The following is a 24,326-nucleotide window of genomic DNA, read 5'->3' as shown; positions in this document are numbered from 1 at the left end:
CCATGACGCGAACCGGCGACAACAACCTGATCGTGGGCCTGGGGGCGACCGGCGTGTCGGTTGCCCGCTTCCTGCGCGCGCAGGGTGAGCCGTTCGCGATCACCGATACCCGCGTGGCGCCGGCCGCGCTGGAGACCGAGGGTGCCAAGGCCTGGCTGGCCGATGCCTGGGTCGGGCCGCTGGATCGACTGGACGCCGCGGGCTTTGCCCGCATCATCGTCTCGCCCGGGGTCGCACTGGAGCACCCGGTCCTGCAACGGGCGCGTGCCGCCGGTGCCCGCCTGACCGGAGACATCGACCTGTTCGCCGAGCAGGCGGGCGCCCCAGTCATCGCGATTACCGGCTCCAACGGCAAGAGCACGGTGACCGCGCTGGTCGGCGAGTTGCTGCGCGCCGCCGGCCTGCGGGTGGCGGTGGGTGGTAACTACGGCACCCCGGCGCTGGACCTGCTGGAGCAGGCCCCGGACCTGTACGTGCTGGAGCTGTCCAGTTTCCAGCTGGAGCGCAGCGACATGTTGGCGCCAGCGGCCGCCGCCATCCTGAATATCTCGCCTGATCACCTGGATCGCTACGCCGATCTGGATGCGTATGTGCGTGCCAAGGCCCGCATCCTGGATCGCGCCGAGCGTGGTGTGCTGAACCGCGAGGACGCCTGGCTGCGCGAGATCACCCTGCCGCCGGGTCTGAAGGTGATCTCCTTCGGTCTCGATGCGCCGGTCGGCGCGGACGATTTCGGAGTGCGCCCGTCCAGCGCGGATGCTCCGGACCTGGTGCGCGGTGACCAGGTCCTTCTCTCGACCGGCCATCTGCGTCTGCGTGGACAGCACAACTGGGCCAACGCCCTGGCCGCGCTTGCCCTTGTCTGGCCGTGGCTGGAGGCGGGCGAGCCGCGCGCACGCGCCATGGCGGCCCTGGCCGAGTTCGCCGGTCTGCCGCATCGCTCGCAGTGGATTGCCGAAGTGGGCGGTGTCGCCTACATCAATGACTCCAAGGGCACCAATGTCGGCGCGACCCTGGCGGCCCTGCGTGGTACGCCCGGGCCGCTGGTGCTGATCGCGGGCGGGCAGGGCAAGGGGCAGGACTTTACGCCGCTGGCCGATTACGTCCCGGGCAAGGTCCGTGGTGTGGTGCTGCTCGGCGAGGACGCGCCAATGATCGCCCGGGCCCTGGCCTCCGTGGTTCCGGTCCAGCGCGTGGACGATATGGCCGCCGCGGTTGCGCAGGCCGCTGCCTGGGCGGAACCCGGGGATACCGTCCTGCTGTCGCCCGGTTGCGCCAGCCTGGACATGTACCCGAATTATCAGGCGCGCGGCGACGACTTCGCGCACGCGGTGCGGGAACTGGCAGCATGAGTATCTCCAGCACCCGCCTCGGACTCCCGGATCGCGGCCTCGTCGCCGGCCTGCGCGACCATGTGGACCTGCCCCTGCTCGCCGTCGCGGCGATCCTGCTGGGGATCGGCCTGGTGATGGTCGCGTCCGCCTCCATGGGGCTGGGCGAACGTTATTTCGGCAACACCTGGCACTTCTTCCAGCGCCAGGTCATTTTCGCCGCCATCGGGCTTGCGGTGGCGACCTTCCTCTGGGTGGTCCCGCTGGCGCGCTGGGAACGCGCCGGGCCGTGGCTGCTGATCCTGGTGATGGCGTTGCTGATCGCAGTGCTGATCCCGGGTGTCGGGCGCACGGTCAACGGCGCGACCCGCTGGATCCCGCTGGGGATGTTCAACCTGCAGGTCGCCGAGCTGGTGAAGCTGCTGGTGGTGATGTACCTCGCCGGTTACATCGTGCGTCACTATTCGACGCTCCGCCTGCACTTCCTCGGTTTTATCCGCCCGCTGATCGTGCTTGGGGTGGGCACCATCCTGCTGTTGCTGCAGCCGGACTTCGGCGGCGCCGCGATCATGCTGGCGATTGGCATGGGCATGCTGTTCCTGGCCGGTGCGAAGCTTTGGCAGTTCGCCGCGCTGGCGGGCACCATCGCGGCGGGGATGGCGGTCGTCGCGGTCGCGGCGCCATACCGCGTGGCGCGCCTGACGGCGTTCCTCGATCCCTGGCAGGATCCGTTTGCCACCGGTTTCCAACTGACCCAGTCGCTGATCGCGATCGGCTCCGGCGGCTGGTTCGGGGCCGGGCTCGGCAACAGTGTGCAGAAGCTCTTTTACCTGCCCGAGGCGCACAACGACTTCCTGTTCGCGGTGTTTGCCGAGGAGTTCGGCTTCGTCGGTGTGGTGGCCCTCATCGCGCTGTTCGGAGTCCTGGTCTGGCGCTGCATCCAGATCGGTTTGTACGCCGAGCGCGCAGGGCATGCCTTCGGCTCGCATCTGGCCTTTGGCGTGGCCATCTGGATGGGCCTGCAGGCGTTCCTGAACCTCGCGGTGAACATGGGGCTGCTTCCGACCAAGGGCCTGACCCTGCCGTTTCTCAGTTACGGCGGCAGTTCGCTGATCGTCTCGCTGGCGGCTATCGGCCTGGTGATGCGCGTGTACCGCGAGGCCCAGGTGCCGGCCCCGCGCGCCGCACCCCCGGCGCGCCGCCGGCGTGGGGGTGCCGCATGAGGGCCCCGCGCATCCTGATTATGGCCGGCGGCACCGGGGGCCATGTGTTCCCGGGCCTGGCAGTGGCCACCCTGCTGCGGGAACGCGGTGCCGAGGTGCGCTGGCTGGGCACGGCCCGCGGCGTGGAATCGCGGCTGGTGCCGGCGGTCGGGATCGAACTGCATACGCTTCCAATCGCCGGCATCCGCGGCAAGGGCCTGGTCGGGCTGGCACTCGCACCCTGGCGGCTCGGCATTTCGCTGTGGGCCGCCCTGGGTCTGATGACGCGTCTGCGCCCGGACGCCGTGATTGGCTTTGGTGGGTTTGCCGCCGGCCCCGGGGGACTAATGGCGGCCGCCATGGGCCGGCCGCTGGCAATCCACGAACAGAACGCCGTGGCCGGTCTCACCAATCGCTGGCTGGCGAAGGTGGCGGACCGGGTCTACGCCGGCTTCGAGCACAGTTTCCCCGAGCGGGTGGCGGTCACGGTGGTGGGCAACCCGGTGCGCGCCGCGATTGCGGAACTTCCGGCGCCGGAGGCGCGTTTCGACGAGCGCGAGGGCGCCCTGAACCTCCTCGTCCTGGGCGGCAGCCTGGGCGCCCGTTCGCTCAATCGCACGCTGCCCGCGGGACTGGCGCGCGTGGCCGTGGAGCAGCCGCTGAACATCCGTCACCAGGCGGGCGAGCGCACCCTCGACGAGGCCCAGGCCGCCTATGCGGAGGCAGGTCTGGAGGCGGAGATCAGCGCCTTTATCGAAGACATGGCCGCGGCCTATGCCTGGGCGGACCTGGTGATCTGCCGCGCCGGGGCGCTCACCGTGGCCGAGGTGGCCGCGGCCGGCGTGCCGGCGATCTTCGTGCCCTATCCACATGCGGTGGACGATCATCAGACCGCGAATGCCGAGGCCCTGGTGCAATCCGGTGCCGCCTGGCGGGTCGCGGATGCCGAGCTGGACGCTCAGCGGGTCTACGAGCTGGTCGCCCCGCTGGACCGCGAGGCCCTGCGTGCGCGTGCCTTGCTGGCCCGCGCACAGGCCCGCCCCGACACCGCACGGCACCTGGCCGATGCCTGCATGGAAATGGCGGGCGCCCGCCGGGAGGGATCGTCATGAATGCCCCGCGCCTGCCACGCCATGCGATGCGTCGTATCCGCCGGATCCATTGTGTGGGGATCGGGGGGTCCGGCATGAGCGGGATCGCCGAGGTCCTGCATCAACTGGGATATCAGGTCTCCGGATCCGATCTCGGGCAGTCGGCGATGGTCGAACGCCTGAAGGGCATGGGTATCCCGGTGGTGGCGGCCCATACCGAATCGAACGTGGCCGCTGCCGACGTGCTGGTGGTTTCCAGTGCGATCAATCCGAGCAACCCCGAGGTCCAGGAGGCGCGTCGGCGCGGCATCCCGATCGTGCGCCGCGCCGAGATGCTGGCCGAACTGATGCGCTTTCGCTATGGCATCGCGGTCGCCGGGACCCATGGCAAGACCACGACCACCAGCCTGGTCGCCAGTGTGCTGGCGGAGGCCGGGATGGACCCGACGTTTGTGATTGGCGGACGCCTGAACAGCACGGCGAGCCACTCGAATCTCGGCGCCGGGGACTATCTGGTGGCCGAGGCCGACGAGAGTGACGCGTCCTTCCTGCATCTGCAGCCGATGATCAGCATCGTGACCAATATCGATGCCGATCACCTGGGGACCTATGGCAACGACTTTGGCCAGCTGCGGGCGACCTTCCTGGAATTCCTCCACCACCTGCCGTTCTACGGCATTGCCGTGCTGTGCGCCGACGACCCGCAGGTGCGTGATCTGTACCCGGAACTGGAGCGCCCGCGCCTGACCTACGGCATCGAACAGGACGCCGACGTGCGCGCCCTGAATGTGCGCCAGGAAGGCGTGCGCATGTACTTCGACCTCGCGTTGCCCGGTCAGGCTGCGTTCCCGGTGACGCTGAACCTGCCCGGGCGCCACAACGTGCTCAATGCCCTGGCGGCGGCGGCTGTCGCGCACGAGCTGGAGGTCGCCCCCGAGGCGATCCAGGCCGCGTTGGCGCGCTTCCAGGGTATTGGGCGGCGCTTCCAGGTGCAGGAGCTGCGGACCGCACAGGGGGCCCTGACCCTGGTCGACGACTATGGCCATCACCCGCGCGAGATTGCTGCCACTCAGGCGGCCGCGCGCGATGCCTGGCCGGGCCGCCGCCGGATCACCATCTTCCAGCCGCATCGTTATACCCGCACGCGTGATCTGTTCGAGGACTTCGCCGAGGCCCTGTCCGAGACCGACGTCCTGATCCTGCTCGAGGTGTATGCCGCCGGGGAGGACCCGATCCCCAGCGCCGATGGCCGCAGCCTGGCGCGCGCCATTCGTCTGCGCGGGCGGGTGGAGCCGGTGTTTGTCGAGCGCGCAGAGGATGTGATCGGTGTGCTCGCGGGGATGCTGCGGCCGGACGATGTCGTGCTCGCCCAGGGTGCCGGCGATATTGGCCGTCTGGCCGGGCTGCTCCCGCAGCAGCTGGGGACCGCCGGCGAGGAGGAATCATGATGGCCGCCCGCGCTGTGGACTCGTCGATGACTCCGTTCGCGCAGGCCACGCGTGGCCGGTTGCAGGCGCAGGTTCCGCTGGCCGGGCTGACCTCCTGGCGCGCAGGCGGCCCGGCCGACTGGCTGTTCCAGCCGGCGGACCTTGACGACCTGGTCGCTGCCCTGCGCGATCACGCGACCCACGCGCCGCAGATGCCCGTGACCTTCCTCGGCCTGGGCAGCAACGTCCTGATTCGTGACGGCGGGCTGGACGGCCTGGTCGTGCATCTTTCCGGAGTGCTGAACGAACGCCGGCGCCTGGACGGCGATCGCCTGCTGCTTGGGGCCGGGCTGGCCTGCGCCCAGGCCGCGCGTTTCGGGGCCCGCGAGGGGCTGGTCGGGGCCGAGTTCCTGGCCGGCATCCCCGGGACTGTGGGCGGCGCGCTGCGGATGAACGCCGGCGCCTGGGGTGGCGAGATCTGGCCCCTGGTGGAGGCGGTCTCCACGGTGGATGCGCGCGGCGAACTGCATACCCGCACCCCCGCGGACTACACGATCGGCTACCGCAGTGTCCACGGCCCCGAGGCGGAGTGGTTCACCGGCTGCGTGTTGCAGCTGGCCGCGGGTGACCCTGACGTCGGGACCCGGCGCATCCGCGAGTTGCTGCGCGAACGATCCGCGAAGCAGCCGTTGGGGTTGCCATCCTGCGGGTCGGTGTTCCGCAACCCGGAGGGCGATCACGCCGCGCGCCTGGTCGAGGCCGCCGGTCTGAAGGGACTGCGCCACGGGGCGGCGGAGATCTCCCCCAAGCACGCGAATTTCATCACCCACGACGGCAGCGCGCGCGCCGCCGATATCGAATGGTTGCTGCGTCATGCCCAGGACGAGGTGCAGCGGCAGTTCGGGGTGCACCTGGAGCCCGAGGTCCGGGTCCTGGGTCGGCCAGGGGCTACGCACGAGGCAAGCGAGGGAACGGCATGAGCAAGCGAAGTGCACAAGATTATGGCCGTGTCGCGGTCCTGATGGGTGGCTGGTCTGGCGAGCGCGAAGTCTCGCTGCACAGTGGTCAGGCGGTGCTGGCGGCACTGCAGCGCCAGGGTGTCGATGCCCATCCCCTGGACCTGACCCGCGAGACGGCGCGCTGCCTGGCCCTGGAGAACTTCGACCGCGTCTTCATCGTGCTCCACGGGGAGTGCGGCGAGGACGGGACCCTGCAGGGCTGTCTGGACATGGCGGGCATGCCTTACACCGGGACCGGCGTGCTCGGTTCCGCATTGGGCATGGACAAGCTGGCCTGCAAGCGGCTGTGGGCGGGGAGCAATCTGCCGAGCGCCCCCTATCGTCTGCTCACGCCGGGGTTCGACCCCGACGCGGTGGCCGATGCACTGGGCCTGCCATTGATCGTGAAGCCCGCGCGCGGCGGCTCCAGCCTGGGGATCACACGGGTGGATCGGGTGGCCGATCTGCCGGCCGCCTTCGAGGCCGCGCGGCTGCAGCCGGGGCAGGTGTTCGCGGAGCAGTGGATCAGCGGACGCGAGTACACCGTCGCGATCCTCGGCAACGAGCCGTTGCCGGTGGTGGAGATCCGCACCCCGGGCGGTTTCTACGATTACCACGCCAAGTACGAGGCCGACGATACCGGCTACATCTGCCCGCCGCCGCTGGATTCCAGCGCGTTGCTGGAGTTGCAGTCCATGGCCATCGCCGCCTTCGCGACGCTGGAGGGTTGCGGCTGGGGACGAGTGGACATCCTGCAGGACGAACATGGCGAGAACTTCCTGATCGAGGTGAACACGATCCCGGGCATGACCGACCACTCGCTGGTGCCCAAGGCTGCCGCGCAGGCGGGCATCGACTTCGACGAGCTGTGCCTGCGCATCCTCGATTCCAGTTTTGAGTGTGGAGGACTGCGTTGAACGCACGCCGCACAACGCGACCCGCGCGCCGCCCGCAGGCGCGGGGACCGTCGCCGTTGCGCCGGATGGCCGGCCCGGGGCTGCGCCTGATGTCGGGCATGGGGCTGGCCGCGGTGCTGGTGCTGGGCGCGCTGGCCTGGTTGCAGTTCGACCCGGATGCCTGGTTGCCGATCGAGCATGTCGAGGTGACCGGCAATCCGCAGCATGCGGATGTCGCCGCGGTGCACGAGATGGTCCGGACCCATGCGCCGGGCTTCATCGGTGTCGAGCTCGAGCGCCTGCGCGTTGCGCTTGAGGGCCAGCCGTGGGTGGACGCGGTGCGCCTGCGGCGTCAGTGGCCGGACACCCTGGTGGTGGAGATTCACGAGCCGGTGCCGGTGGCGCAGTGGGGCGAGGACCATCTGGTCGATCGCCACGGGCGCCTGTTTGGCCCGGTGGCGCTGGATGATTGGGAGGGCCTGCCGGCACTCGCCGGGACCGACGGGCGGCAGGTGGTGCTGATGCATCGCTACCTGGAGGTCTCCGCACGCCTGGCCGATGCCGGGCTCGAGGTCGCCGGTCTCGAAGAGGGCGAACGCCACGACTGGACCATCCACCTGGCGGACGGCGTACGCGTGCTGATGGGGCGCGATGCCGATCTTGCACGACTGGGGCAACTGGTCCGCGCGGCCCCGGCGATTCGCGACTATCGCGAGGCCCCGGTGGAACGGATCGACCTGCGTTACCCCCACGGGCTGGCCGTGGCCTGGGCGGATGCGGCGGAAGACGGTGCGGGGAACGCCCGATGACACGAACGACAGGACGCAGAAAGATGATGGCAAAGAAGTCGGAACCCGGTCTGATCGTCGGCCTGGACGTCGGCACCTCGAAGATCGAGGCGGTGGTCGGGGAGCTGACCGAGGAAGGCGAGATCGAGATCATCGGCATCGGTTCCTCGCCCTCGCGCGGGTTGAAGAAGGGCGTGGTCGTGAACATCGAGTCCACCGTCCAGTCGATCCAGCGCGCGGTGGAGGAGGCCGAGCTGATGGCCGGTTGCGAGATCCACTCGGTCTATACCGGGATCGCCGGCTCGCACATCAAGAGCTACAACTCCACCGGGGTGGTCGCGATCAAGGACGGCGAGGTGGTCGCCGGCGACGTGGACCGGGTGATCGACGCCGCGCGCGCCATCGCCATCCCGGCCGACCAGCGCATCCTCCACGTGCTGCCGCAGGAATACATCATCGACGAGCAGGAGGGCATCCGCGAGCCGATCGGCATGTCCGGGGTGCGGCTGGAGGCCAAGGTGCACCTGGTCACCGGGGCGGTCTCCGCCGCGCAGAACATCGTCAAGTGTGTGGAACGCTGCGGGCTGCGGGTGGACGACATCATCCTCGAGCAGCTCGCCTCCAGTTACTCGGTCCTGAGCGAGGACGAGAAGGACCTGGGTGTGTGCCTAGTGGACGTCGGCGGTGGCACCACGGACATCGCGGTGTTCGCCCACGGCGCGATCATGCACACCGCAGTCATCCCGATCGCCGGCGATCAGGTCACCAACGACATCGCGGTCGCGCTACGCACCCCGACCCAGTACGCCGAAGAACTCAAGATCAAGTACGCCTGCGCGCTGCGCTCGCTGGCCGATCCGAGCGAGAGCATCGAGGTGCCCGGTGTCGGCGATCGGGCCGCGCGCCGACTGTCGCGCCAGACGCTCGCCTCCGTGGTCGAGCCGCGCTACGAGGAATTGTTGCAGCTGGTGCAAGCGGAACTGCGCCGCAGCGGCACCGAAGAAATGATTGCCGCCGGAGTGGTGCTCACCGGTGGCTCGTCCCGAATGGAAGGTGTGGTGGACCTCGCCGAAGAGGTCTTTCACATGCCCGTACGCCTGGGGGTGCCGCAACGCGTCACCGGGCTCCTGGATGTTGTGAAGAATCCGATCCACGCGACGGGGGTGGGGCTGTTGCTCTACGCCCGCGAGTCGCGTGCGGAGCAGGAGGCCCGGCCCGTGAGCAGCGGGTTCCAGGGCGTATGGGCGCGCATGAAGCGCTGGTTTTCCGGACAGTTCTGATGATCGGGGCCCCGGAATTTTAGGAGGCCGGACCGCTCTCCGGCCATGACGCAGGTAAACAGAAGTTTATGTACTACACACGCAACGAGAGGACGCAATCATGACGTTCGAACTGATGGACACCTATAGCCAGAACGCGACGATCAAGGTCGTCGGCGTTGGGGGCGGCGGCGGCAATGCCGTGCAGCACATGGTCAACTCGCAGCTGGAAGGCGTCGATTTCATCTGTGCCAACACCGATGCCCAGGCTTTGAAGAGCCTGGATTCCAAGACGCTGCTGCAATTGGGCGGCGACATCACCAAGGGCCTGGGGGCCGGGGCGGATCCGTCGGTCGGTCGCGAGGCTGCACTGGAGGACCGTGAACGCATCCAGGATCTGTTGCAGGGCGCCGACATGGTCTTCATCACCGCCGGCATGGGCGGTGGTACGGGTACCGGTGCCGCCCCGGTGGTGGCGCAGATCGCCAAGGAGATGAATATCCTGACGGTCGCGGTGGTCACCAAGCCGTTCCCGTTCGAGGGCAAGCGCCGCATGCAGGTCGCGATGTCCGGGATCAAGGCGCTGACCGAACAGGTCGATTCCCTGATCACCATCCCCAACGAGAAGCTGCTGACGGTGCTGGGCAAGAACACCACGCTGCTGGATGCCTTCAAGGCTGCCAACGACGTGCTGTTCGGCGCGGTGCAGGGCATCGCCGAGCTGATCACCCGTCCGGGTCTGATCAACGTCGACTTTGCCGACGTGCGCAACGTGATGCGCGAGATGGGCATGGCGATGATGGGCACCGGCACCGGCACCGGCGAGGATCGTGCGCGCGAGGCCGCCGAAGCGGCGATCGCCAGCCCCTTGCTGGAGGACATCGATATCTCCGGTGCGCGTGGCATCCTGGTGAACGTGACCGGTGGCATGGATGTCGGGATCGGCGAGTTCGAGGAAGTCGGCGAGGCGGTGAAGGCCCTGGCCTCGGAAGATGCCAATGTCGTGGTTGGGACGGTCATCGACCCCGAGATGACCGACGAGCTGCGGGTGACCTTGGTGGCCACGGGGCTTGGCGCGCCAGCGACGCAGTCCGAACGGCCGCAGGTGCGAGTGGTCGATGCCCAGCCGAAGAGGGCCGTCGGCTCCGATGTCGAAGTCGACCTCGACCAGCCGACCGTCAAGCGGCGCGGCGGTGACAACCTTGCGGTCGACTACAATCAGCAGCAAGGCATTGATGTGCTGGATATTCCGGCCTTCCTGCGTAAACAAGCCGACTGAGAACGGCTGTACATGCAGGGCGAGCGGAATCCTGCAATAATGCGGTAATCGTTGTGTGCATGAGGAGCCCGGGAGGGCCCGGGCTCCCCTTATGCGCTCTCCTGGAAGAGAGAGGCTCAATTCGTTGATCAGGCAAAGAACGCTCAAGAACAGCATTCGGGCGACCGGAGTGGGACTGCATACCGGAGAAAAGGTGGTGCTGACCCTGCGTCCGGCTCCGGTGAATACCGGGATTGTGTTCCATCGCTGCGATCTTGATCCGTCCGTGGAGATTCGCGCCTGTGCCGACAATGTCGGCGACACGCGGCTGTCCACCACGCTGGTCAATGGAGACGTCCGGGTTTCGACCGTGGAGCATTTGCTCTCGGCCATTGCCGGATTGGGAATCGACAACCTGCATGTCGATGTGAGCGCCGCCGAGGTGCCCATCATGGACGGCAGTGCCGGTCCCTTCGTGTTTCTGCTGCAGTCCGCCGGGCTGAAGGAGCAGGACGCGCCCAAGGAATTCATTCGGGTCAAGCGCAGCGTGGAAGTCCGCGAGGACGACAAGTGGGTGCGCTTTGATCCTTACGAGGGGTTCAAGGTCGGTTTCTGTATCGATTTCGAACACCCGATGTTTACCGACGGAAGCCAGCGCGCAGAGCTGGACTTCTCGTCCACCTCCTTTGTGAAGGAGGTCTCGCGTGCCCGGACCTTCGGGTTCATGCGCGACATCGAGGCCCTGCGGGCGAATCAGCTGGCGCTGGGCGGCAGCCTGGACAACGCCGTGGTCCTCGATGACTACAAGATCCTCAACGAAAACGGGCTGCGTTACGACAACGAACTGGTCAAGCACAAGATCCTCGACGTCGTCGGGGACCTGTACCTGCTCGGTCACAGCCTGATCGGTGCGTTCACTGGCCACAAGTCCGGGCATGCGCTGAACAACCAGCTGATCCGTCAGCTCCTGGCCGACGAGACCGCCTGGGAGAAGGTGACCTTCGAGGACCCGAGCGAACGCCTGCCGATCTCCTTCGGTCAGCTGGCACCGACTCCAGCGGGCTGACCTCACCCTGGAACACATGTTCCAGGGTGAGGTAGGTCAGTCGCGCTTCGGTGACGGCCTGGCCGCCCGGGCGAGGCGTTCGAGGGCGCCGGCCAGCCCGGGGTCCTGGATGCTGCTGGCGGTATCGGCCAGGATGCGGCGGGCCGCATCCGGGATCTCGCGGCGCTCCAGTCGCCTGGTGGGCTGGGGGGGGCGTGGGGTGTTGGTCAGCCGGATACGTATCTGTTCGATGCCCTCGAAGCCCGCGGCACGCAAGGTCTTGAGCAGTTCGCGCTGCTGGAAGCGCAGTTCGGTGGCCAGCCCGCGGTTCGCGCAGATTGCGACCAGGGTGTCCTCGCGCAGGGTGAACGCCAGTCGGCCAGCCTGCAGGGCGTTGCCGACCAGTCCCTCGAGGGCGCGTTCCACGCCGCGGTCGCGGCTGGAGTGCGCGGAAAAGTCGCGGGCGATGAAGCGGGTAATCCGCTGCGGCGTCATCGAGGGACTCCGGCAGTCCGCGGCGGAAGGAGTGAGAGGAATCGCATGCAGCTGATCGTACTACGTCCGGATGGTCTTTGTGCACGTCTTCCGTTGTGGGGCGTGGCGCTGGCGGGCACCCTGCTCGCGCTGCTGGTGGTGGCGGCGGTTGTGACCGCCTACGTGGCGGGGCAAAGCCAGCGCGAGGTGGTCAGGATCCCGGTCGCAAACACGCTGGATCCGATCGTGGTGGAGACGGCCGAACGCGAGGCAGCACGTGAAGGTTTGAACTACCTGGTTGACCGTGTGGTCGCGCTGGAACGCCAGCTGACGCGGGTGGATCTGCGCCTCCGCTCGGTTGGCGACTCCCTGGGGCTGGACGTGGCCGCACTGGAGCCGGAAGTTGGCGGCCAGGGCGGCCCGCTGCTGGACGGACCGGGTTCTCCGCTGGAGATCCATGACCGCTTGCTGGCGCTGGAACACCTTCTGGGTCGTCGCAGTGCCGCCGTAGAGACGGTAGGTTCCGAGCTACGCCAGGAGGCGGCTCGCGAGGCGCTGTCCCCGCAGTTTCGCCCGGTGGAGGATGACGCCTGGATTAGCTCGGCGTTTGGTTATCGCGAAGACCCGTTCACCGGGAACCGCCGCTTCCACTCGGGGATGGATTTTGCCGGGCGGCCAGGCTCGGACATCCGCGCCGCGGGCGGTGGTCTGGTCGTATTCGCGGGCCGCCGGAGCAGCTACGGCAAGCTCGTCGAGATCGCGCACGGCGGCGGCTTGAATACGCGCTACGCACACAACGCGGAAATCCTGGTCGAGCCCGGGCAGCGCGTGGAGGCTGGCGAGGTGATCGCGAAGATGGGGCGCACCGGTCGCGCGACCGATACCCACCTGCACTACGAGGTGGTCGACGCCGGCCAGGCCCTGAATCCCTATCATTTTCTCCAGGATCGGGACTGACCCTCCGCGGTCCTTCTCGGCCCCGCAGGGGCATGACCGGCTGCGCGTCTCTTGGCCACAGCGTTTCCCTGACGGATCGTTTATCCTAGCCGGGTTTCAGCCAACCCTTTCGGATCCCCATGGTCAAGCAGCTCGTACAGAAGATTTTCGGTAGTCGCAACGATCGCATCCTCAAGCGCTACACCCGCGCGGTCGAGCGCATCAATGCCCTGGCCGACTCCACCGAGGCGTTGTCGCAGGACGAGCTGCGTCACAAGACACAGGAATTCCAGCGCCGCCTGGGCGAGGGCGAGAATCTGGAGAAGCTCCTGCCGGAGGCCTTCGCGGTCTGTCGCGCGATGAGTGCCCAGGTCCTGGGGCTGCGCCACTTCGACGTCCAGTTGATCGGCGGTATGGTTCTCAACGACGGTCGCATCGCCGAGATGCGCACGGGTGAGGGCAAGACCCTGGTCGCGACCCTGCCCGCCTATCTCAATGCATTGACCGGCGACGGCGTGCATGTGGTGACGGTGAACGACTACCTGGCCCGCCGCGATGCGGCCTGGATGGGGCGGCTGTACGACGCACTGGGTCTGACGGTCGGCGTGGTGAATAGCTCCGGCGGTCTGGGGGTGGATTCCGCCTCCTATCTCTTTGACCCGGAGTACCACGCAGAAGAAGGCGGGTTCGATCAGATGCGTCCGGCGACCCGGCGCGAGGCCTATGCCGCCGATATTACCTATGGCACGAACAACGAGTTCGGCTTCGACTATCTGCGCGACAACATGGCCTTCTCGGCCGATCAGCGCGTGCAGCGCGCACTCAACTTTGCGGTGGTCGACGAGGTCGACTCCATCCTCATCGACGAGGCGCGGACCCCGCTGATCATCTCCGGCCCCAGCGGCGACAGCTCCGAGCTCTACGAGCGGCTGAACACCATCCCGGCCCAGCTGACCCGTCAGGAAGACGAAGAGAGCGAGGGTGACTACTTCGTCGACGAGAAGGCCAAGCAGGTCTTCCTCAGCGAGGAGGGTCACGAGAAGGCCGAGGAACTCCTGCGCCAGGCCGGCTTGCTGGAGGAGTACCAGACCCTGTACGACTCTGCGAGCATCGCGGTACTGCATCACCTGAATGCGGCCCTGCGTGCCCACGCGCTGTTCCACCGCGATGTCGACTACCTGGTGCGCGACAACAAGGTCCAGATCATCGACGAGTTTACCGGCCGCATCATGGGTGGCCGGCGCTGGTCGGAGGGACTGCACCAGGCGATCGAGGCCAAGGAAGGGGTTCCGATCCAGCGCGAGAACCAGACGCTGGCGTCGATCACCTTCCAGAACTATTTCCGCCTGTACGAGAAGCTCGCAGGCATGACCGGTACGGCCGATACCGAGGCCTACGAGTTCCAGACCATCTATGGCCTGGAAGTGGTCGTGATCCCCGGCAACAAGCCGCTGGTGCGCGACGACATGCAGGACCTGGTCTTCCTGACCCAGGAGGAGAAGTACACCGCCATCATCAAGGAGATCCAGTGGTGCGTGGATCGCGGTCAACCGGTCCTGGTGGGGACGGCCTCGGTGGAGAGTTCCGAGCGGCTGGCTGAAGCGCTGAAGAAGACCGGGATCTCGTTCGAGGTGCTGAACGCCAAGCAGCACGAGCGCGAGGCCGCGATCATCGCCCAGGCGGGTCGCCCGAAGGCGGTGACGCTGGCAACCAACATGGCCGGGCGTGGTACCGATATCGTGCTGGGGGGGGCGCTGGATGCCGAACTGGCCGAAGTCGACCCGGACGACAGCGCCCAACAGGAGGCAATCCGGGCCGACTGGCAGGCCCGTCATGACACGGTGATCGAGGCCGGTGGTCTGCACATCATTGGCTCCGAACGCCATGAGTCGCGACGGATCGACAACCAGTTGCGCGGGCGCTCCGGCCGCCAGGGTGACGCGGGCTCCAGCCGCTTCTTCCTGTCGCTGGAAGACAACCTGATGCGGGTGTTTGCATCCGAGCGTGTGCGCAGCCTGATGCAGCGTCTGGGCATGAAGGAGGGCGAGGCGATCGAGAACGCCTGGGTCTCGCGCGCCATCGAGAACGCGCAGCGCAAGGTCGAGGCGCACAACTTCGATATCCGCAAGCAGCTGCTGGAATACGACGACGTCGCCAATGATCAGCGCCGGGTGATCTACGACCAGCGTGCTGAATTGCTGACCACCGAGGACATCAGCGAAACCATCGACACCTTGGTGGAGGATGTGGTCAACGCCCTGATCAACCCGTACATGCCGCCGGGATCGATCGAGGACGAATGGGACATCCAGGGCCTGCAGCAGGCCCTGAACGGCGAGTTCGGGCTCGACCTTCCGGTCCAGCAGTGGCTGGACGACGAGGACGACCTGCACGAGGAGCCGTTGCGCGAGCGGATCATCGGGCATGCCCGCGCGCTGCTGACCCGGAAGCGCGAGCAGCTGGGTGACGAGACCATGAACCGCCTGCAGCGCGACGTGATGCTGCAGGTCCTGGACAGCCAGTGGAAGGAACACCTGGCGGCGATGGACTACCTGCGCCAGGGTATTGGGTTGCGTGGCTACGCCCAGCGCAACCCGAAGCAGGAGTACAAGAAGGAAGCCTTCGCGATGTTCCAGTCCCTGCTGGAACGCATCAAGCACGACGTGGTGAAGTTCCTGCTGCGCATGCAATTGCGCTCACCGGAGGAGGTCGAGGCATTGCAGCCGAAGAAGGCGGCCCCCGCCGAGGACGATCTGCAGTTCCAGCACCAGAACCCCGACAGCCCCCTGAAGGCTGGAGCCGAAGGTGACGCCGAGCCGCGCGAACCGGTTGCGAGCGGCGAGGCCCCCTACCGACGCGACGAGCCCAAGCTGGGCCGCAACGAGCCCTGCTGGTGTGGTTCGGGCAAGAAATTCAAGCATTGCCACGGCAAGCTGTAGGGAGACACTGAGCCCATGGCCGTAGGATTGAACGCCCCGGAGGCACTGCAACCGGTACCGGGGATTCGCGTGGCCGCGGTCGCGGCAGGGATTCGCTATCCCGGGCGCGACGATCTGGTGTTGATCGATGCCGGCCCCGACGCGACCGTTGCGGCGCTTTATACCAACAATGCCTTTCGCGCCGCGCCGGTCGTGGTTGCCGCGGAGCACCAGGCAGCGGGCGGGGCACGCTGGCTGCTGATCAACGCCGGTAATGCCAATGCCGGGACCGGCGAGCCGGGGCTCGCCGCCGCGCGCGCTTGCTGCGAGGCCCTGGCCGCGGTTACGGGCGACCCGGCGGAGGCAGTCCTGCCATTTTCCACCGGGGTGATTGGCGAGCCGCTGCCGGTGGAACGCATCATCGCGGCGCTGCCCGTGCTGCACGCGGGCCTGGCGCCCAATGCCTGGATGCAGGCGGGACGCGCGATCATGACCACTGACACCGTGCTCAAGGGTGTCAGCCGTCGGGTCGCACTGTCGCAGGGCGAGGTGACCCTGACCGGTATCGCCAAAGGTTCGGGGATGATCCACCCCGATATGGCGACCATGCTGGCGTTTATCGGGACCGACCTTGCCATCGAGGCGCGGGCGCTGGACGGTCTGCTGCGCGAGGCCAATCGCGACAGCTTCAACGCGATCACCGTGGACGGGGATACCTCCACAAACGACGCCGTGGTGGTGATGGCCAGTGGCGCGAGTGGGGCGGGGCTCGTCACAGCGGACGATCGGGTCGCCTTTGCCGCGGCTCTGGACGCGGTCTGCCTGGAGCTGGCCCAGGCGATCGTCCGGGATGGCGAGGGTGCCACCAAGTTCGTGACCGTCGAGGTGGTGGGTGCGCGGTCGCGTGAGGAGGCGGCGCAGGTCGCCGAGACCGTCGCGCTGTCCCCGCTGGTCAAGACTGCGCTGTTCGCCTCCGACCCCAATTGGGGCCGCATCCTCGCGGCCGTGGGGCGCGCCGGGGTGCCGGATCTGGTGATCGAGCGCGTGGCGATCCGTGTGAATGACGTCGAGATTGTCCGCGACGGCGGGCGTGCCCCGGAATACGCCGAGGCCGACGGCCAGCGTGCCTTCGACGCCGAGGAGATCCACATCCGGATCGACCTGGGCCGGGGTGACGCACGGACGCGCAAGTACACCTGCGACTTCTCCCACGAGTACGTGCGCATCAATGCCGAATACCGGTCCTGAGCCGGCGTCTTCCCCTCCGGTCGAGGTCGCGATCGGACTGATCCGCGACAACCAGGGTCGCGTGCTGGTTACGCGTCGCAGGGACGCGCAACACCTGGCCGGGCTGTGGGAGTTTCCCGGGGGCAAGGTCGAGAGCGGCGAATCCCCCACGGTGGCTCTGCAGCGTGAACTCGACGAGGAGCTTGGCGTCGGCGTCGATTCGGCGGTTCAGTGTCTGACGGTCGAACACGACTATGGGGAGTGCGCGGTTCGTCTGCATGTGTTCCGCGTGACGGCCTGGTCGGGTGCGCCCCGTGGCCGCGAGGCCCAGCCTATGGAGTGGCGTGCCCCGCTGGACCTGGACCCCGCGGATTTCCCGGCGGCGAATCGCCCGATGCTCAACGTCTTGCGCCTGCCCGAGCGTTATCTGATCACACCGTCACCGGACGACGCCGCGCAGGCCGCTGCCATCGCCGGCCAAGTAACCCAGGCCCTGCGTGCGGGCCAGGCTGACATGGTTCAGGTGCGTGCGCAGGACTTGGGCCGGGTCGATTATTGCGACTTTCTCGCGGCGATCACAGGGCCCGCCGATGCCCTGGGCATCCCGGTCCTGGCGAATGCGCCACCGGATTGGCTGGCGGATTTTCCGCGGGTGGGGTTGCATCTGCCCGAGCGGCGTTGGCGCGAGCTGGATGCGCGTCCGGCGTCCGGTGGCTGGGTGGCCGCCTCGGTTCACGACCGTGCCGGTCTCGAGCGGGCGGCGGCCCTGGGGCTGGATTTCGTGGTGCTGGGGCCGGTGCAGGCGACCGCAACGCACCCCGGTGCCGAGGCGCTGGGCTGGGGGCGTTTCGCGGACTGGGTGCGGGGTGCGGCGCTGCCGGTCTATGCGCTCGGCGGGATGTCTGTCGTCAGCCTGCCCCGGGCGCGGGCGGCCGGTGCGCAGGGTATTGCGGCCATTCGGGGCTTGCTGGACTGAATCCGGGCCTTCCAGGCGCCCAGGGCCCTGCATCAGATCGCGCAGCAGCAGAGCCGGAACGGAACGTCGACATGGGCCGGTACGGGGCGTTCGCGGAAATCGCCGGGGGCGAAGAAGCGCACAGTAAAGCGCTGGCGCCCGCCGCTGATTTCCGGGTAGACCCCCAGCGCGGGGTCTACCGTTACCCGGATCAGTTGCCACGCGTGGGCGGTATCGAGATTGCGCTCGAAGTACCCGTCCTCGGCCGTCACCGGCTCCGCGTTGCCCGAGTGGCGCATGTAGCGCAGCACCTGGGCGGTTGCCTCGGCCACGGTGTTCAGCGGTTGGAACCATTCCAGAAGAAGCTCGGTACGCGCCTGATTCGGCTGGGCCAGCCAGTAGTGGTAGATCGGCAGGTCGAAGTCGAAGGCCCCGCCGGGCAGGGCCATGCGCTGGCGCACGCTGGAGAAAAACTCGCTGCCGCGCACGCGGTGATCGAGCGCGCCGGCCTGTTCCTCCAGGGCGTCGTGCAACCGCTTCTGTGCATCCATGGTCTCGCGAAAGCGATCGGCATCGATGCCCGGCTGGTTGGCCAGTCGGGTCAGGTTGACCGTCTGGCGCTCGATCTCGCCCATCAGCTCGCGCTTGATGTCTACCCGGGTGACCAAGGCATAGATGTCCACCAGCGAGACCAGGGCCTCGTGATGATCGAAGGCCCGCCCGGACTCCAGTGCATCCCCGAAGCGTGCGTTCAGGGCCTCCAGCCGCAGCAGGAGGCGTACACGTTCATGCAGCGGTTGTTCAAAGGTCAGGGATTGGCTCACGACGGACCCGTTGGGCAGGAGGACTGGAGGCGCATGCTGGTCCAGGAACTTCCGCAGTATCAGCTATTCGGGGGGCGGTTTTCCACCCGCGAGCGGATGGTGGTGGCCAGCTCGCGCAGGGCAGTGTCGCGTTCTGCTACCTGGTTCGCCAGTTCGGCATCCGACGTCTGTTCGGTATTGAGGATCTCGCTGTCCCCGCGTCGGCGGCGCTCGGCGGGGTTCATCTGGACCTCGAGGATGGCCTCTACCTCGGCGCTGCTGCGGCCATCCCGCTGGGTTACGCGTGCGATCTGTTCGCCGGGCTCGCAATGGACCACGACGACGTGATCGAAACGCGCCTCCCACCCGGCCTCGAACAGCAGGGGTACCACGATCACGGCATAGGGTGTGGTCTCTGGTAGCGCGGCGAGGCGTTGTTCGATAGCGGCCTCCACCGCCGGGTGAACCAGTGCCTCCAGGGCCTGGCGTTCGGCCGGGTCGGCAAAGATCCGGCTGCGCAAGGCGCCGCGGTCCAGGTGGCCGCGGGCATCGAGTATGCCGGGGCCAAAGCGGTCCACGATGGCCGCGTAGAGATCGTGTCCCGGCGTCTGGAGTTCGCGGTTCAGGGTGTCGGCATCCAGTACCGGTGCCCCGAGGCTGGCGAAGAGCCCTGCAACGCGACTCTTGCCGCAGCCGATCCCCCCGGTGAGTCCGACCCGCAGCATGACGTTCGCCTAAAACCCTTGCGGGAAATAGAGGGCCAGCAGCTCGTCGCCCCAGATCAAGGCGAGCCACCCGGCAGCGGCGAGATAGGGTCCGAACGGGATCGGGATGTTGCGGTCGCGCCCGCGCAGCAGGATCAGCGCGATCCCGACCACCGCGCCGACCAGTGAGGCCAGAAGCAGGATGACCGGCAGCGCCTGCCAGCCGAGCCACGCGCCCAGCGCCGCCAGCAGTTTGAAGTCACCGAAGCCCATGCCTTCCTTGCCGGTCAGCAGGCGGAAGCCGTGGAAGATCAGCCACAAGGTCAGGTAACCGGCCGCAGCACCGATCACGGCGGACTGCAGGTCGGTGAAGGTACCGGGGATGTTGACCAGCAGCCCGAGCCACAAAAGCGGCAGGGTGAGCTGATCGGGGAGTAGCGTCGTCCGGGCATCGATCCCGGAGGCGGCGATCAGTACGGCCGTGAAGACCAGCGCCAGCAGCCCGGCGCTACCGGGCCCCAGGTGCCAGACCGTTACCACGAAGAGCAGCGCGGTGAGTGCCTCCACTGCGGGATACTGCCAGCTGATGCGGGTGCCACACCCGGGGCAGCGACCGCGCAGGAACAGGAAGCTGAGAATGGGCACGTTTTCGAGCGCCCGGATCGGGCGCTGGCATTGCGGGCAGCGCGAGCGCGGGCGGATCAGGTCGAAGTGCTCGCGCTCGTCGTTCGGCGCGTGCTCGAGGATCGCGCGCGCCTCGGTCTCCCACTCGCGTTCCAGCATCACCGGGAGGCGCGCGATCACCACGTTCAGGAAGCTGCCGATCAGCAGCCCGAACACCCCGGCAACCGGCAGTGCCCAGCCGCCCAGTTGGGCTCCGATCTCGGTCAGCATCCCTGAGGGAGACACTGATTAATGTACACGCTCGCGCTCGAGTCGCTTTTGCGTGCGAACAAGGCGCGGCGACCGCCGTGCAGTCTTCTGCACAAGGGAGCCGCAACGCCGTTCCCGCGCAAAAGCGGCCGAGCCCCTACATTCAATAGCTTGTGGGGTTGGCGCCCCAGGTTCCCCGATCCTGCGTTGCGCCGCTTGCGGGTAGGACCCCTACCCGCTGCACGACGCGCCTTGTCTCGGAAAACCTGGGGTGCCAACGCGAGGGTGTACATTGATCAGTGTCTCCCTTAGATCACCTGACCCATCTGGAAGATGGGCAGGTACATGGCGATGACCAGGCCGCCGACCAGCACGCCGAGGACCACCATGATCAGCGGTTCCAGCAGGCTGGACAGGCTGTCCACGGCGTTGTCGACCTCTTCCTCGTAGAAATCCGCGACTTTCGACAGCATTGAATCCAGCGAGCCGGATTCCTCGCCAATCGCGACCATCTGCACCACCATGTTGGGGAACACGGCGGTATTGCGCATGGACCACTGCAATTGGCCGCCGGCCTCGGTCTCGTCGCGCATGCGCAGGGTGGCTTCTCGGTAGACGGCGTTGCCGGTGGCGCCGGAGACCGAGGTCAGGGCATCCACCAGCGGGACCCCGGCGGAGAACATGGTCGACAGCGTTCGCGCAAAGCGGGCGATGGCGGCCTTGCGCAGGATCGGGCCGAAAGCCGGGGCCTTGAGGACCATGATGTCGAGGAAACGGGCGAAGCGTGGCAGCCGCCGCCGGGCCTGAACGAAGACGAATCCGATGGCGACCATGACCCCGAGGATGGCCCACCACCAGCTCTGGGTGAACTCCGAGAGGTCGACCACCATGCGGGTGAATACCGGGAGGTCGGCACCGAACCCGGTAAACAGGGCCTCGAACTGCGGGACCACGTAGATCAGCAGGATCGCGGTCACCACGATGGCGACCACAACCACTGCGGCCGGATAGAACAGGGCCTTCTTGATCTTGCCCTTCAGGGCCTCGGTCTTTTCCTTGTAGGTGGCGACCTTGTCCAGCAGGGTCTCGAGTGTCCCCGCCTGCTCGCCGGCCTCGACCAGATTGGTGACCAGGTCGTCGAAATGTCTTGGGTGCTTGGACAGGGCCTGGGCAAACGTCTCGCCGCCCTCGACGTCTGCCTTCAGTTTCAGGACCAGATCGCGCATCGCGGGCTTCTCGTTCCCGCGGCCGACGATCTCGAAGGCCTGCACCAGGGGCACGCCGGACTCCAGCATCGTGGTCATCTGGCGCAGGAAGTAGGCGATGTCCGCGGGGACGACCTTCTTTTTTCCACCGGAGAGAAGCGACTTTGGCTTCTTGCGGATCTTGATGACGTTGATGCCGTTCTTGCGCAGCTCGGCACGGGCCGTGGCCTCGTTGTCGGCCGGAGTCTCGCCCTTGATCCGGGCGCCGTTCTTGTTCAGTCCTTCCCAGGTGTAGATCGTCCCGGAGTCGGCCATCCCCCTGTCCCCCTGTAGCTGGTGACCCGTGCCGGTTGCGGCACTAGTCCTTGGTCACGCGATTGACTTCTTCGAGGCTGGTCAGCCCCGCCATTACTTTCACGAGGCCGGCACGTCGCAGGTCCTCGATGCCTTCCTTTTCTGCTTGTTCTGCGAGCTGCATGGAGTTGTAGCCCTCCAGGATGCCGCGCTGCATGTCGTCGCTGATGGGCATGACCTGGTAGATCCCCAGCCGGCCCTTGTAGCCGTTGGTGCATTGGTCGCAGCCCACCGCGCGATAGGAGACCACACCGGTCTGGATGTCGGCGTCGGTAAAGCCTTCCTTGCGCAGCGCCTCTTCCGGGAGCTTTTCCGGTTCCTTGCAGTTCGGGCACAACCGCCGCGCCAGCCGCTGGGCAATGATCAGCAGGATCGAGGAGGCGATGTTGTACGGTGGGACGCCCATGTTGGCCAGCCGGGTGAGCGTCTGCGGGGCGTCGTTGGTATGCAGCGTGGAAAGCACAAGGTGACCGGTCTGGGCCGCCTTGATGGAGATCTCGGCGGTTTCCAGGTCTCGGATTTCCCCGACCATGATCACGTCCGGGTCCTGGCGCAGGAACGCGCGCAGCGCGCTGGCAAAGGTCAGACCCACCTTCGGGTTGATGTTGACCTGGTTGACCCCGGGCATGTTGATTTCCGACGGGTCTTCCGCAGTGGAGATGTTGCGGTCGGCGGTGTTCAGGATGCCGAGCCCGGTGTACAGCGACACGGTCTTCCCCGACCCGGTGGGGCCCGTGACCAGGATCATGCCGTACGGGCGGCTGAGCGCCTTGAGGTAGGCTTCCTTCTGATGTTCCTCGTACCCCAGCTGGTCGATGCCCATCGCCGCGCTGCTGGGATCGAGGATACGCATCACGATCTTCTCGCCGTAAAGCGTCGGCAGGGACGAGACACGAAAATCGATCGCGCGTGTACGCGACAGTTTAAGCTTGATGCGCCCGTCCTGCGGCACGCGGCGTTCGGCGATGTCCATGCGCGACATCACCTTGACGCGCGCAGTGATGCGCGGCGCAAGGGCATTGGGTGGGTGGGCGACCTCGTGCAGCACCCCGTCAATGCGGAAGCGCACGCGGAAGTCCTTCTCGAAGGGCTCGAGGTGGATATCCGACGCCTTGCGATTGATGGCGTCCATCAGGACCTTGTTGACGAAACGCACCACCGGGGCGTCATCCGCGCCCTCGGCGGTGTCGGAGGAATCCTTGTCATCCTCCCCGCCGGATTCGATGGCCAGCCCGTCGAGGCCGTCGTCGCCAAGGTCGTCCATCAGCGACGAGGCGGCACTCAGTGCCGTGTCGATCAGGCGGTCGAGCTTGTGTGGCTCGACCAGGACGGCCTCGACGGGCATGCCGGTGGCGAACTTGAACTCGTCGGTGGCGCCGAGGTTGGTCGGGTCGGAGACGCCGATGTAGAGGCGATTGCCGCGTGCCATCAGTGGCAGGGCATGGTGCTTCTGGATCAGCTTCTCGTTGAGGTGATCCTTGGGCAGCAGTTCCGCATCGAAGCTCCCCAGGTCGAATACCGGGAGCCCGAACTCCTCGGCGGCGGCCTCGACCAGGCGGGCTTCCGCCACCTGGCCCTTGCTGGCAAGCAGGGTCATCAGCGGCGTCTGCTGAGACTGGGCTTCCTCGACCAGCTGGGAGGCGATGTCCTCCGCGATCAGGCCGGCCTCGACCAGGCGCTTCGCCAGCCCGGGTAGCCGCGGTGCCGTAGTGGTATTCGCCATGGGCCTCTGCGTATACAAACCTAGTGATGGGCCACACTCTACGTGCGTCCGCGGCGGAAGGGAAACGCGCTGCCAGGCAGCCGAGAGCCCCTTGCTGAGCTCCGATCATAGGAATCAACCCTGCAAATGACAAGGCTGTGGTTCGCCCCCTCGAGGGGTAATTCAGCGGGTGCTTGACGCTGTGCTTCGCGCTGGTTCAGAATACGCGGCTTGATCGAGGAGGGATACCCAAGCGGTCAACGGGGGCAGACTGTAAATCTGCTGGCTCAGCCTTCGGAGGTTCGAATCCTCCTCCCTCCACCATCGGGTTTTTCAAGCCAGCGGCCAGAAGCGGACGGTGGTGCGGCAAGCCAGGGTTCTGCGGGTGTAGTTCAATGGTAGAACCTCAGCCTTCCAAGCTGATGATGTGGGTTCGATCCCCATCACCCGCTCCAGATTTGGCCCGCAAGATGTCGGGCGAGGCCCTGGCGGTAGTTCGGCTCATGTAGCTCAGTCGGTAGAGCACTTCCTTGGTAAGGAAGAGGTCACCGGTTCGAATCCGGTCATGAGCTCCATATTAATGTCAGCGTACAACCTGCGTCGCTGTTGAGTTTTAGCGTCACGATCCGGGGAAGCGAGAGATGTCCAAGGAAAAGTTCGAGCGTAAGAAGCCGCATGTGAATGTGGGTACGATTGGTCATGTGGACCATGGGAAAACGACGCTGACGGCGGCGATGACGGCGGTGTTGGGGAAGAAGTACGGTAGTGAAGCCCGTGCATTTGACCAGATCGACAACGCGCCGGAAGAGAAGGCGCGCGGTATTACGATTGCGACCGCGCACGTCGAGTACGAATCCGACCTTCGTCACTATGCGCACGT

Annotated in this window: 21 protein-coding genes and 3 tRNA genes; 18 read left to right on the top strand and 6 right to left on the bottom strand. The window is 66.8% G+C overall.

Translation table 11 applies throughout. The features are described 5' to 3' along the window. Nucleotides 1-2 precede the first annotated feature (2 nt). The 10 genes from murD to lpxC all read left to right on the top strand — a co-directional run bounded on the left by murD (nt 3) and on the right by lpxC (nt 11,316). Complete coding sequence (gene murD, locus D579_RS0112115; RefSeq protein WP_018952161.1) at nt 3-1,352, top strand: UDP-N-acetylmuramoyl-L-alanine--D-glutamate ligase; 1,350 nt, start codon at nt 3-5, stop codon at nt 1,350-1,352. Then, nucleotides 1,349-2,554 carry a putative lipid II flippase FtsW gene (ftsW, locus tag D579_RS0112110; protein ID WP_018952160.1) on the top strand — a complete coding sequence of 402 codons (1,206 nt, stop codon included), beginning with the start codon at nt 1,349-1,351 and terminating at the stop codon, nt 2,552-2,554. Before murD ends, ftsW begins: the two co-directional genes overlap by 4 nt. Continuing rightward, on the top strand, nt 2,551-3,645 hold the full coding sequence (murG, locus tag D579_RS0112105; protein ID WP_026289521.1) for an undecaprenyldiphospho-muramoylpentapeptide beta-N-acetylglucosaminyltransferase: 1,095 nt from the start codon (nt 2,551-2,553) through the stop codon (nt 3,643-3,645). The genes ftsW and murG overlap by 4 nt, the downstream gene beginning before the upstream one ends. Further along, the gene (gene murC, locus D579_RS0112100; protein ID WP_018952158.1) at nt 3,642-5,072 is read left to right on the top strand and encodes a UDP-N-acetylmuramate--L-alanine ligase; all 1,431 of its coding nucleotides are present in this window, start codon (nt 3,642-3,644) and stop codon (nt 5,070-5,072) included. The genes murG and murC overlap by 4 nt, the downstream gene beginning before the upstream one ends. Next, entirely contained in the window at nt 5,069-6,031 is a 963-nt protein-coding gene (gene murB / locus D579_RS0112095; protein ID WP_018952157.1) for a UDP-N-acetylmuramate dehydrogenase, read from the top strand. The genes murC and murB overlap by 4 nt, the downstream gene beginning before the upstream one ends. Next, on the top strand, nt 6,028-6,966 hold the full coding sequence (locus tag D579_RS0112090) for a D-alanine--D-alanine ligase (RefSeq protein ID WP_018168225.1): 939 nt from the start codon (nt 6,028-6,030) through the stop codon (nt 6,964-6,966). The genes murB and D579_RS0112090 overlap by 4 nt, the downstream gene beginning before the upstream one ends. Before the next feature lie 65 nt (nt 6,967-7,031). After that, complete coding sequence (locus D579_RS0112085) at nt 7,032-7,754, top strand: cell division protein FtsQ/DivIB (protein ID WP_018168224.1); 723 nt, start codon at nt 7,032-7,034, stop codon at nt 7,752-7,754. 23 nt (nt 7,755-7,777) lie between these two features. Then, nucleotides 7,778-9,013, top strand: coding sequence for a cell division protein FtsA (ftsA, locus tag D579_RS0112080; protein ID WP_018168223.1), 1,236 nt, complete (start codon nt 7,778-7,780; stop codon nt 9,011-9,013). A 100-nt stretch (nt 9,014-9,113) separates the two neighbouring features. After that, the gene (gene ftsZ, locus D579_RS0112075; RefSeq protein ID WP_018144460.1) at nt 9,114-10,271 is read left to right on the top strand and encodes a cell division protein FtsZ; all 1,158 of its coding nucleotides are present in this window, start codon (nt 9,114-9,116) and stop codon (nt 10,269-10,271) included. A 124-nt stretch (nt 10,272-10,395) separates the two neighbouring features. Further along, a complete protein-coding gene (lpxC, locus tag D579_RS0112070; protein WP_231362625.1) occupies nt 10,396-11,316 on the top strand; it encodes a UDP-3-O-acyl-N-acetylglucosamine deacetylase in 921 nt (306 codons plus the stop codon). Nucleotides 11,317-11,352: 36 nt separating this feature from the next. Here lpxC and D579_RS0112065 read toward each other — a convergent pair whose 3' ends face one another. Continuing rightward, complete coding sequence (locus D579_RS0112065) at nt 11,353-11,790, bottom strand: DciA family protein (protein WP_018952156.1); 438 nt, start codon at nt 11,788-11,790, stop codon at nt 11,353-11,355. Between the two features lie 45 nt (nt 11,791-11,835). On the opposite strand from D579_RS0112065, the gene D579_RS0112060 reads away from it, so the two are divergent. The 4 genes from D579_RS0112060 to D579_RS0112045 all read left to right on the top strand — a co-directional run bounded on the left by D579_RS0112060 (nt 11,836) and on the right by D579_RS0112045 (nt 17,826). Beyond that, entirely contained in the window at nt 11,836-12,726 is an 891-nt protein-coding gene (locus tag D579_RS0112060; RefSeq protein ID WP_018952155.1) for a M23 family metallopeptidase, read from the top strand. Nucleotides 12,727-12,845: 119 nt separating this feature from the next. Continuing rightward, a complete protein-coding gene (secA, locus tag D579_RS0112055; RefSeq protein WP_018168220.1) occupies nt 12,846-15,644 on the top strand; it encodes a preprotein translocase subunit SecA in 2,799 nt (932 codons plus the stop codon). Between the two features lie 15 nt (nt 15,645-15,659). Beyond that, on the top strand, nt 15,660-16,871 hold the full coding sequence (argJ, locus tag D579_RS0112050; RefSeq protein WP_018952154.1) for a bifunctional glutamate N-acetyltransferase/amino-acid acetyltransferase ArgJ: 1,212 nt from the start codon (nt 15,660-15,662) through the stop codon (nt 16,869-16,871). Continuing rightward, entirely contained in the window at nt 16,852-17,826 is a 975-nt protein-coding gene (locus tag D579_RS0112045; protein WP_018952153.1) for a Nudix family hydrolase, read from the top strand. Before argJ ends, D579_RS0112045 begins: the two co-directional genes overlap by 20 nt. A 32-nt stretch (nt 17,827-17,858) precedes the next feature. Here the strand turns inward: D579_RS0112045 and zapD are convergent, their stop codons facing one another. The 5 genes from zapD to pilB all read right to left on the bottom strand — a co-directional run bounded on the left by zapD (nt 17,859) and on the right by pilB (nt 23,467). After that, nucleotides 17,859-18,629: a cell division protein ZapD gene (gene zapD / locus D579_RS0112040; RefSeq protein WP_018939032.1), complete on the bottom strand. Its 771-nt coding sequence runs from the start codon at nt 18,627-18,629 to the stop codon at nt 17,859-17,861. 59 nt (nt 18,630-18,688) lie between these two features. After that, a complete protein-coding gene (gene coaE, locus D579_RS0112035) occupies nt 18,689-19,333 on the bottom strand; it encodes a dephospho-CoA kinase (protein ID WP_018939033.1) in 645 nt (214 codons plus the stop codon). 9 nt (nt 19,334-19,342) lie between these two features. After that, nucleotides 19,343-20,206 carry an A24 family peptidase gene (locus D579_RS0112030; RefSeq protein WP_018952152.1) on the bottom strand — a complete coding sequence of 288 codons (864 nt, stop codon included), beginning with the start codon at nt 20,204-20,206 and terminating at the stop codon, nt 19,343-19,345. 287 nt (nt 20,207-20,493) lie between these two features. After that, nucleotides 20,494-21,705 (bottom strand): type II secretion system F family protein, encoded by a 1,212-nt coding sequence (locus tag D579_RS0112025; protein ID WP_018144450.1) that lies wholly within the window; start codon nt 21,703-21,705, stop codon nt 20,494-20,496. A gap of 43 nt (nt 21,706-21,748) precedes the next feature. Continuing rightward, nucleotides 21,749-23,467, bottom strand: a complete 1,719-nt coding sequence (gene pilB, locus D579_RS0112020; RefSeq protein WP_018952151.1) for a type IV-A pilus assembly ATPase PilB — start codon at nt 23,465-23,467, stop codon at nt 21,749-21,751. A 218-nt stretch (nt 23,468-23,685) separates the two neighbouring features. On the opposite strand from pilB, the gene D579_RS0112015 reads away from it, so the two are divergent. The 4 genes from D579_RS0112015 to D579_RS14280 all read left to right on the top strand — a co-directional run. Continuing rightward, nucleotides 23,686-23,770, top strand: a tRNA-Tyr gene (locus D579_RS0112015). A gap of 57 nt (nt 23,771-23,827) precedes the next feature. Next, nucleotides 23,828-23,901, top strand: a tRNA-Gly gene (locus tag D579_RS0112010). Nucleotides 23,902-23,945: 44 nt separating this feature from the next. Then, nucleotides 23,946-24,021, top strand: a tRNA-Thr gene (locus tag D579_RS0112005). Nucleotides 24,022-24,087: 66 nt separating this feature from the next. After that, the coding region (locus D579_RS14280; protein WP_018952150.1) for a GTP-binding protein at nt 24,088-24,326 on the top strand (239 nt) is incomplete at its 3' end.

Source organism: Thioalkalivibrio sp. AKL12 (assembly GCF_000377925.1).
GTDB lineage: Bacteria > Pseudomonadota > Gammaproteobacteria > Ectothiorhodospirales > Ectothiorhodospiraceae > Thioalkalivibrio > Thioalkalivibrio versutus.
Note: the sequence above shows the minus strand (reverse complement) of the source record. Positions and strands in the feature narration are given on the sequence as shown.